The sequence below is a fragment of the Blastococcus sp. CT_GayMR20 genome (assembly GCF_004570345.1).
Genome location: NZ_SPQM01000175.1, coordinates 1 through 8,326, shown reverse-complemented (window position 1 = coordinate 8,326; position 8,326 = coordinate 1). Strand labels below are relative to the sequence as shown.

The window sequence follows — 8,326 nt, the reverse complement described above, 5'->3', positions numbered from 1 at the left end:
CCGACCTGGGCCTCCGGCAGGAAGCGCCGCGTCATCCGCCCGGCCCCGAGCGGGAGCGACAGGGCGACGTCAGGGTCCTCGTCGACGCCGCACGCGATCTCCAGCGAGCCGCCGCCGATGTCGAGGATGAGCAGTTGCCCGGCACTCCACCCGAACCACCGGCGGACGGCGAGGAAGGTGAGGCGGGCCTCCTCCTCGCCGGTGAGGACCTGCAGGTCGACCCCGGTGCGCTCGCGTATGCGGGCGAGCACCTCCAGGCCGTTCGACGCCTCGCGGATCGCCGACGTGACCATTGCCAGCAGCTCGTCGCAGCCCTGCTTCTCGGCCTGGTCGCAGGCGTTCTGCACCGCCTTGAGCAGCGCCTTCTCCCCCGCCCTCGACAGGACGTCGTCCGGGCCGACGTGCTCGGCCAGCCGGAGGACGGCGCGGTCGTCGTGCATGGGGGTGGGGTGCGCGCCGCGGTGGGCGTCCACCACGAGGAGGTGGACGGTGTTCGATCCGATGTCCAGGACCCCGAGGCGCATGGCCCCAGTCTGCCTGGCCCCCCTCCAGAGGCTCGCACCGAGCGCAGCGAGGCGTGAGGGGGAGGGTGGCCGCGCTGCAGGGTCCGGCCGCGAGCGAGCGAGCCGGTGGTGTCCCCTGGTGGGGGCAGCGGGGTCCTTCTCCTAGGCTGGACCCGTGCTGGAGGACTCGTACGAGGAGGTCCCGCTCGACTTCTCCCGCGAGTGGGTCGAGTTCTCCGATCCGGCCGACCCGGGGCACGTCGTCCGCGCCGACCTCACCTGGCTGACCTCGGCGTGGACCTGCATCTTCGGTCGCGGCTGCATCGGGGTGGTCGAGGGCCGCCCGGACGACGGGTGCTGCAGCCACGGCGCCTTCTTCACCGACGACGACGACCTCGCGCGGGTCACCGCGGCCGTCGGCGGGCTCACCGACGACGACTGGCAGCTGGCGCCCGTGGGCCGCGGGAACTGGACGGAGGAGGACAGCGCGCACGACGACTCCGCGGACGGGGAACAGAGCGAGGGATCGCTGCGCACCCGCGTCGTCGACGGCGCCTGCGTCTTCCTGAACCGGCCCGGCTTCGCCGGCGGGACCGGCTGCGCGCTGCACCGGATGGCCCTGCGGACCGGCGTCCACCCGCTGACCACGAAGCCGGACGTGTGCTGGCAGCTGCCCGTGCGCCGCGCCCAGGAGCACGTCGACCGGCCCGACGGCACGCGGGTCCTCGTGTCGACGGTCGGCGAGTTCGACCGGCGCGGCTGGGGACCCGGCGGGCACGACCTGCACTGGTGGTGCACCGGGTCGCCGGCCGCGCACGTCTCCCCCGTGCCGCTGGTCGACACCTACGCCGCGGAGCTCACCGAACTGCTCGGCGTGGCGGCCTTCGCCGAGCTACGCCGGCTGGCCGAACTCCGCCTCGACCAGGGTCTGGTCGCCCCGCACCCCGCCAGCCCGGTGCCGGTCGAGCTGCACCGGCGCCGACCCGGCGCCTGACCCGGCCCGGAACGTCTGCCGGTAGGCCCGCGGGGACACCCCGCGCCGCCGGGCGAACTGCTCGCGCAGACCGGCCGCGGTGCCGAACCCGACCAGCCGCGCGATCTCCTCGACGGGGGCGTCGGTCCCCTCGAGCAGTGCCTCGGCCGCGGCCAGGCGCTGGCCGAGCAGCCAGGCGTGCGGCGTGGTCCCCGTGGTCGCCTTGAACCGGCGGGCGAAGCTGCGCGGGCTCATCAGGGCCCGGCGGGCCAGGGTGTCGACGCTGATGTCCTCGGCGAGGTGGGCACTCGCCCACTCGAGGACGACGCCCAGCAGGTCGTCCTGGCACGACGGCACGGGGGCGTCGATGAACTGGGCCTGCCCGCCGTCGCGGTGCGGCGGCACGACCATCTCGCGGGCCAGGGCGTTGGCCGCGGCCGCGCCCCACTCCCGGCGCACCAGGTGCAGCAGGGTGTCCACGCCGGCCGCCGTCCCGGCGCCGGTGATGACCTGGCCGTTGTCGACGTAGAGGACCGACGGGTCGACGTCGACCGCGGGGAAGCGCGCGGCCAGCTCGCCGGAGTACTTCCAGTGCGTGGTGACCCGCTTGCCGTCGAGCAGCCCGGCGGCGGCGAGCACGAAGGCGCCGGTGCAGTGGCTGATGATCGTGGCACCGCGGGCGTGGGCGGCGCGGAACGCGTCGAGCAGCGCCGGGGACGGCACGCGGTCGAACAGTTCCCACGCGGTGATCGAGATGATGTCCGACCGGGCGAGCCGCTCCAGCCCGTGCTCCACCCTGATCGGGATGCCGGTGTCGGTGCGCAGCACCCCTGGGGCCTCGCCGACCAGGGCGAAGTCGAAGAGCGGCAGCCCCATGGAGCGGCGGTCGTAGCCGAAGACCTCGGCGCAGACACCGAGGCCGAAACTGCCCACCAGACCGTCGGCCACGACGACGCTGACGACCAGTGGCCGGTCGGTGGGAGCCATGGGACGAGTATGGCAGAAAAGGTGCGATAGCGGTCATCTCTGCCACTCGTCTGCGTGCCCGATCGGGACGACGCTTCCCCCATGTTCCTGATCACGTGCCCCGTCACCCGGACCGACGAGCTGGTCTCCGACCGGCGCATCCGATCGGTCGACAACCACCCCGCCCACATCGCGATGCACGTCGACTGCCCCGCGTGCGGCAGCGTCCACGTCTACCGGACCGGCCGCCGCTGGGAGGCCGCCCACCGCTCCCCCGCTCCGCAGGCGAAGGACCTCGTGTCGGCCTAGGATCGAACACATGAGCGAATCAGACCCGACCCTGGAGAAGGACCCGTCCGACTGGGTGACCGGCGACGAGCCGGCCACCGGCGCGCAGAAGAGCTATCTCGAGACGCTGTCGCGCGGCGCCGACGAGGAGGTCCCCGAGGACCTCACCAAGGCGGAGGCATCGCGGAAGATCGACCAGCTGAAGAACTGAAGGTGCCCCCCTGCATCCTGCAGGGGGGCCTACGCCTCGAGCTTGTAGCCGAGGCCCCGCACCGTCAGCAGGTACGTCGGGTTGGCGGGGTCCGGCTCGAGCTTGGCGCGCAACCGCTTCACGTGGACGTCCAGCGTCTTGGTGTCACCCACGTAGTCCGAACCCCAGACGCGGTCGATGAGCTGCCCGCGGGTGAGGACGCGGCCGGCGTTGCGCAGCAGGTACTCGAGGAGGTCGAACTCCTTGAGCGGCAGCGCCACTGCCTCGCCGTCCACCGCGACGACGTGCCGTTCGACGTCCATCCGGACAGGACCGGCCTCGAGCACGCCGTCACCCGTCGGCGCCTCCGCGGCGTCACCACGGCGGCGCAGCACCGCGCGGATGCGGGCCACCAGCTCGCGCGCGGAGTACGGCTTCGTCACGTAGTCGTCGGCGCCCAGCTCCAGCCCGACGACCTTGTCGATCTCGGAGTCCTTGGCCGTCAGCATGATGATCGGCACGTTGCTCTTGGCGCGCAGCGCCCGGCAGACCTCGGTGCCGGACAGCCCCGGCAGCATCAGGTCGAGCAGCACGATGTCGGCGCCGCCACGCTCGAACTCGGCGATCGCGTCCGGGCCGGTGCCGGCGACGACGGCCTCGAAGCCCTCGCGGCGCAGCATGTACGACAGCGCGTCGGAGAAGGACTCCTCGTCCTCCACCACCAGGACACGGGTCATGAACGTTCCTTCTCCATCTGATCAGCGGGGCTGGCCGGCGTCGGGAGGCCGGCCACCAGCGGGATGCGCAGGGTGAAGGTCGAGCCGAGGCCCTCCTCGCTCCAGACGCTGACCGAGCCACCGTGGTTGCTGGCCACGTGCTTGACGATCGCCAGGCCGAGGCCCGTGCCCCCGGTGCTGCTCGCCCGGGACTGGTCGACCCGGTAGAAGCGCTCGAAGACGCGCGTGCGGTCCTGGCGCGGGATGCCGATGCCGCTGTCGGTGACGGCGATCTCGGCGAAACCGGACCGGGCCCGGGCGGCGACGGCGATCCGGTTCTCGCCGGCGCTGTAGGTGACGGCGTTGGCCAGCAGGTTCGTGACGGCGGTGGCCAGCTGGCTCTCCACGCCGCGGACGACCAGGCCCGTCTCGCCGCCGACGGCGATGTCGAGGCCCTTGGCGCGGGCGGCGGTGCGGGTGCGGTCGACCGCCTCGGCGATGACGTCGTCCACCTGGACCGGCACGAGGTCCGGCAGAGGTTCGCCGCCCTGCAGCCGGGAGAGGTCGATGACCTCGCGCACCAGCCGGCCGAGGCGGTCGGCCTCGTGCGCGATGCGGCCGGCGAAGCGCTGCACCGCCTCGGGGTCGTCGGCGGCCTGCTCGATCGCCTCGGCCAGCAGCGCGAGGGCGCCGACCGGCGTCTTCAGCTCGTGCCCGACGTTGGCCACGAAGTCGCGGCGGACCGCCTCCGAACGGCGGGCCTCGGTGACGTCGACGAGGACCAGGCCGACGGGTCCGGGTGGCGGTGCGGTGCCGCTGTGCAGCCGGACGCCGTGGACGCCGACGAGCCGGGGCCCGGAACCGACCAGGTCGCCGGGCAGGCGGACGTCGGCCCGGCGGCTGCCGCCGGCGCGGACGTCCTGCGCCAGGGCCAGCAGGTCGTGGACGAGGAGCCGCGTGCCGCGCACGATGCCGAGGGCGCGGGCGGCGGGGTTGGCCAGCAGCACCGCGTCGTCCACGTCGACCAGGACGACGGCGGGATCCATGAGGTCCACGAGCCGTCGCGCGAGGGCTGCCTCGGGCAGGACTGCCATCGACGCGTCGGGTGCCACACCGTCGGCGCGGGGGTAGCGGAGGATGACCGTGGCGGCCACGACCCCACCCAGGACGAGGCCGACCACCAGCGCGACCAGTGGACTCACGCCCCGATGCTAGGTGGACGAACCGCCCGGAATGCCCGTTCGGCGGTGATCACCCGCCCGGAAGGGGCAGTGTTCACCTCGGCGTGGGAGGCCGTTCACCGTGCGACGGGATATGCGGGCACGAGCGGTCCTACTCTCGGGTCCGACGCTCAACTGGAGGACGAACATGCGCGAGAGCTATTTCGAGGAGCTCGAGGACATCCGGAACTGCCTCGTCGAACTGGCGAACACGGTGGGTTCGCAGATGAGCACGGCCACCACCGCGCTCCTGGACGCCGACGTGGCGTTGGCAGACCTGGTCATCGCCGGCGACGAGCAGATCGACGCGACGCGCGAGAGCATCGACCAGCGATGCTTCACACTGCTCGCCCGCCAGCAGCCGGTGGCCACCGACCTGCGGACGATCGTGGTCGCCACCCGGATCGCCAGCGATCTCGAGCGGATGGGCGACCTCTCCGAGCACATCGCCAAGGTGGCGCGGATGCGCTTCCCCGACCACGCGGTGCCGCAGGAGGTCCGCCCGGCGTTCCTCGAGGCCGGCCACGTGGCCGAGATGCTCGTCACGAAGGCCGGCACGGTGATTGCGACGCGGAACGTCGACGCGGCCCGCGAGCTGGAGACCGACGACGACGCGATGGACCGGATCCACCGCGGGCTGTTCCGCCAGGTGCTCTCCGACGACTGGCCGTACGGCATCGAGGCGGCGATCGACATCACTCTGCTCGGCCGCTACTACGAGCGCTTCGCCGACCACGCGGTCAGCGTCGCTCGCCGGGTCGTCTACCTGGTCACCGGCGAGCGCCACACGACCGAGGTCGCCAGCTGAGAGCTCCTCCGGCCTCCTCGCAGGGGCCCGCGCCGAGCGTCAGCGAGGCGTGGGGGGCGACGAGGTCCTCTTACCCTGGTTCTTGACGGCCTCGATCGCCGCGGCCGCCGCCTCGGGGTCGAGGTACTGGCCGCCGGGCTTCACCGGACGCAGGTCGGCGTCGAGGTCGTAGCGCAGCGGGACGCCGGTCGGGATGTTCAGCCCCACGACCTCGTCGTCCCCCATGTCGTCGAGGTGCTTCACCAGCGCGCGCAGGCTGTTGCCGTGCGCGGCGACCAGGACGGTCCGGCCGCTGCGCAGGTCCGGCACGATCGCGTCGTACCAGTACGGCAGCATCCGGACGACGACGTCCTTCAGGCACTCGGTGGCGGGGCGCGCCTCCGGCGGGAGGAACTGGTACCGCGCGTCGCCGTCCTGGGAGAACTCGCTGCCGGCGTCGATCGGCGGCGGCGGGGTGTCGTACGAGCGGCGCCACAGCATGAACTGCTCCTCGCCGAACTCGGCGAGGGTGGCGGCCTTGTCCTTGCCCTGGAGGGCGCCGTAGTGGCGCTCGTTGAGCCGCCAGGAGCGCCGGACCGGGATCCACTGCCGGTCGGCCTCGGCCAGTGCCAGCTCGGCGGTGGCGATCGCCCGCTTCAGCACCGAGGTGTGCAGGACGTCGGGCAGCAGGTCGTGCTCGGCCAGCAGCTGACCGCCGCGGGCGGCCTCCACCCAGCCCTTCTCCGAGAGCGGGACGTCCACCCAGCCGGTGAACAGGTTGGCCTTGTTCCACTCGCTCTCGCCGTGGCGGAGCAGCACGAGGGTCCCGGGGGTCGTCACGCGATCATCCTGCCCGACCCGGCTCAGCCCGCGAATCGGGGCCAGAGCAGCCAGAGCTCGTAGACGGCCGGCGGTGCCAGGCCGAGGAGCAGCCACGGGCTGACGACGCGCCGTTCGGCGCCCCACCGGACGGCGGCGACCAGCGCGACGCTGCAGGCGACACCGGCGGTCAGCCAGAGCGCGATCGCGGGGACGTCGTCGGTCAGCAGCTGGGCGAACGCCAGCCGGACGGCGCAGACGAGCAGCGGATAGGCCAGCGCGGAGGCGGCCACGAGGCCCATGAGCGCCCGGGCCCGTCGCTCGGGCGCCGCTCTGCCGTCCGCCATCGCTCCCACGCTAACGGCGGGGCGGACCTGTCGCCGGTCAGGCGACGGCGACCGAGCGCTCCTCGGGCAGCCGCAACTGCCGCACCGCGGCGGCGACGACCTCCGCGGCGCGCTGCATCTGCTCGCCGGTGTGGGTGGCCATGACCGACAGGCGCAGCACGCCCTTCCCGCGAGGGACGGCGGGATAGGCGACCGCGTTGCAGTAGACCCCGGCGTCGTAGGCGGCCCGCCACGCGGTCGCGGTGGCCTCCTCCTCACCGGTCGGGACGGCGATGACCGCGCCCCGGCCGGCCAGCGGCGGAACCCCGGCGTCGGAGAGCGCCGTGCGCAGCAGAGCGGCGTTCTCCCGCGTCCGCGCCATCAGCTCGGGCTCGCTGCGCAGGATGCGGAGGGCGGCGAGCGCGGCACCGACCGACGCGGGGTCGTTGGCCGCGCTGAAGACGTAGGGCAGCGCCGAGGCCCTGATGCCGTCCGCCGCGGCACGGCTGGTCATGATCGCTCCGCCCACGCTGGCGAGGGACTTGCTGAAGGCGACCGTCACGGCGTCGACCCGGCCCAGGACGCCGGCGTGCTCGACGGCACCGCGTCCGCCCGCCCCGAGCACCCCGAGGCCGTGCGCCTCGTCCACGACGAGACGGGCGCCGGAGCGGTCGCAGAGCTGGGCGATCTCCTGCAGCGGCGCGGTCTCGCCGGTCATCGAGTAGACGCCGTCCACGACGATGACGGCTCCGGCGCGAGGCTCGAGCGCGTCGAGGCGCTGGCGCAGCGACTGCAGGTCGTTGTGCCGGAAGCGGCTGACCGTGCCGCGGCTCGCTGCCGCACCGGCGTGCACGCTGGCGTGGGCATGGGCGTCGACCAGCAGGACGTCGCCGGGGCTGCCGAGCGTCGACAGCAGGGCGAGGTTGGCGTTGATGCCCGACGACGTGAGGACCGCGGCCTCGGTGCCGTAGTGGTCGGCCAGCTCCTCCTCGAGCGCGAGGTGCAGACGGGTGGTGCCGTTGAGCACCCGGCTGCCGGAGGTGCTGGTGCCGAACTGCCGGAGGGCGGTGGCCGCCGCCTCGATCACGCGCGGGTCGTTGGCCAGACCGAGGTAGTTGTTGCTGCCGAGGTTGATCCGTCGCCGGCCGTCGTCGTAGAGGGTGACCGGCTGCGGCGCCCCCGCGGTCGGGACGGCGTGGGTGGCCGCCCCGCGGCGGACGTGCTGGCGGAAGAGTTCGGCGAGGGGGTTCTCGAGCAGCGGCGCGAAGGGGTCGCGCCGTCCGGCCTGGGGCACGGCACTGCGATCCGGCACGGGAACTCCCTTCTGTGGCACGGGGAGTCCCGCTGCACTCGGCACCCAGGGTGGCCCCTACGCAGCGTGACCGTCAACGAGGACGTTGCCACCAACGGGTTACTGGGTGACCGAGGACACCCGCTTCGGCCTGCCCGGCAGCCACGTGAGGACGACGGCCGCGGCGATGACGGCGGCCGCGGCGGTGAACACCGCGGTCAGGTGCATGGCCGAGACGAAGGCCTCG

The 8,326-nt window shown here is 73.3% G+C and carries 10 protein-coding genes and 1 pseudogene; 4 read left to right on the top strand and 7 right to left on the bottom strand.

Going from position 1 to position 8,326, the window contains the following annotated elements; translation table 11 throughout:
* Nucleotides 1-524, bottom strand: a pseudogene (locus tag E4P40_RS24335) (hypothetical protein); the annotation flags it as partial.
* Between the two features lie 154 nt (nt 525-678).
* On the opposite strand from E4P40_RS24335, the gene E4P40_RS24330 reads away from it, so the two are divergent.
* Nucleotides 679-1,497: a hypothetical protein gene (locus E4P40_RS24330; protein ID WP_135160943.1), complete on the top strand. Its 819-nt coding sequence runs from the start codon at nt 679-681 to the stop codon at nt 1,495-1,497.
* Here E4P40_RS24330 and E4P40_RS24325 read toward each other — a convergent pair.
* Nucleotides 1,396-2,463 carry a helix-turn-helix domain-containing protein gene (locus E4P40_RS24325; RefSeq protein WP_135160942.1) on the bottom strand — a complete coding sequence of 356 codons (1,068 nt, stop codon included), beginning with the start codon at nt 2,461-2,463 and terminating at the stop codon, nt 1,396-1,398. The two genes, E4P40_RS24330 and E4P40_RS24325, sit on opposite strands and share 102 nt — an antisense overlap.
* Nucleotides 2,464-2,544: 81 nt before the next feature.
* Here E4P40_RS24325 and E4P40_RS24320 point away from each other — a divergent pair, with 81 nt between their 5' ends.
* The gene (locus E4P40_RS24320; RefSeq protein ID WP_135160941.1) at nt 2,545-2,751 is read left to right on the top strand and encodes a hypothetical protein; all 207 of its coding nucleotides are present in this window, start codon (nt 2,545-2,547) and stop codon (nt 2,749-2,751) included.
* A 10-nt stretch (nt 2,752-2,761) separates the two neighbouring features.
* Entirely contained in the window at nt 2,762-2,941 is a 180-nt protein-coding gene (locus E4P40_RS24315; protein WP_135160940.1) for a DUF3072 domain-containing protein, read from the top strand.
* A 29-nt stretch (nt 2,942-2,970) separates the two neighbouring features.
* On the opposite strand, the gene E4P40_RS24310 is transcribed toward E4P40_RS24315, so the two are convergent.
* Both E4P40_RS24310 and E4P40_RS24305 read right to left on the bottom strand, forming a co-directional pair.
* The gene (locus E4P40_RS24310) at nt 2,971-3,657 is read right to left on the bottom strand and encodes a response regulator transcription factor (RefSeq protein WP_135160939.1); all 687 of its coding nucleotides are present in this window, start codon (nt 3,655-3,657) and stop codon (nt 2,971-2,973) included.
* Entirely contained in the window at nt 3,654-4,838 is a 1,185-nt protein-coding gene (locus tag E4P40_RS24305) for an ATP-binding protein (protein ID WP_135160938.1), read from the bottom strand. Before E4P40_RS24305 ends, E4P40_RS24310 begins: the two co-directional genes overlap by 4 nt.
* A 166-nt stretch (nt 4,839-5,004) precedes the next feature.
* On the opposite strand from E4P40_RS24305, the gene phoU reads away from it, so the two are divergent.
* Nucleotides 5,005-5,664 (top strand): phosphate signaling complex protein PhoU, encoded by a 660-nt coding sequence (phoU, locus tag E4P40_RS24300; protein WP_135160937.1) that lies wholly within the window; start codon nt 5,005-5,007, stop codon nt 5,662-5,664.
* Nucleotides 5,665-5,703: 39 nt separating this feature from the next.
* On the opposite strand, the gene E4P40_RS24295 is transcribed toward phoU, so the two are convergent.
* The 3 genes from E4P40_RS24295 to E4P40_RS24285 are packed head-to-tail and all read right to left on the bottom strand — an operon-like array spanning nt 5,704 to nt 8,100.
* Nucleotides 5,704-6,483 (bottom strand): phosphoglyceromutase, encoded by a 780-nt coding sequence (locus tag E4P40_RS24295; RefSeq protein ID WP_135160936.1) that lies wholly within the window; start codon nt 6,481-6,483, stop codon nt 5,704-5,706.
* A gap of 23 nt (nt 6,484-6,506) precedes the next feature.
* The gene (locus E4P40_RS24290) at nt 6,507-6,809 is read right to left on the bottom strand and encodes a hypothetical protein (protein WP_135160935.1); all 303 of its coding nucleotides are present in this window, start codon (nt 6,807-6,809) and stop codon (nt 6,507-6,509) included.
* A 37-nt stretch (nt 6,810-6,846) separates the two neighbouring features.
* Nucleotides 6,847-8,100 carry a pyridoxal phosphate-dependent aminotransferase family protein gene (locus tag E4P40_RS24285; RefSeq protein WP_135160934.1) on the bottom strand — a complete coding sequence of 418 codons (1,254 nt, stop codon included), beginning with the start codon at nt 8,098-8,100 and terminating at the stop codon, nt 6,847-6,849.
* Nucleotides 8,101-8,326 lie beyond the last annotated feature (226 nt).

What these genes read in the sequence shown, in the direction of transcription:
- E4P40_RS24325 (WP_135160942.1), bottom strand. Translation starts at nt 2,463, where the DNA reads ATGGCTCCCACCGACCGGCCACTGGTCGTCAGCGTCGTCGTGGCCGAC.
- E4P40_RS24315 (WP_135160940.1), top strand. Translation starts at nt 2,762, where the DNA reads ATGAGCGAATCAGACCCGACCCTGGAGAAGGACCCGTCCGACTGGGTG.
- E4P40_RS24290 (WP_135160935.1), bottom strand. Translation starts at nt 6,809, where the DNA reads ATGGCGGACGGCAGAGCGGCGCCCGAGCGACGGGCCCGGGCGCTCATG.
- E4P40_RS24320 (WP_135160941.1), top strand. Translation starts at nt 2,545, where the DNA reads ATGTTCCTGATCACGTGCCCCGTCACCCGGACCGACGAGCTGGTCTCC.
- phoU (WP_135160937.1), top strand. Translation starts at nt 5,005, where the DNA reads ATGCGCGAGAGCTATTTCGAGGAGCTCGAGGACATCCGGAACTGCCTC.
- E4P40_RS24310 (WP_135160939.1), bottom strand. Translation starts at nt 3,657, where the DNA reads ATGACCCGTGTCCTGGTGGTGGAGGACGAGGAGTCCTTCTCCGACGCG.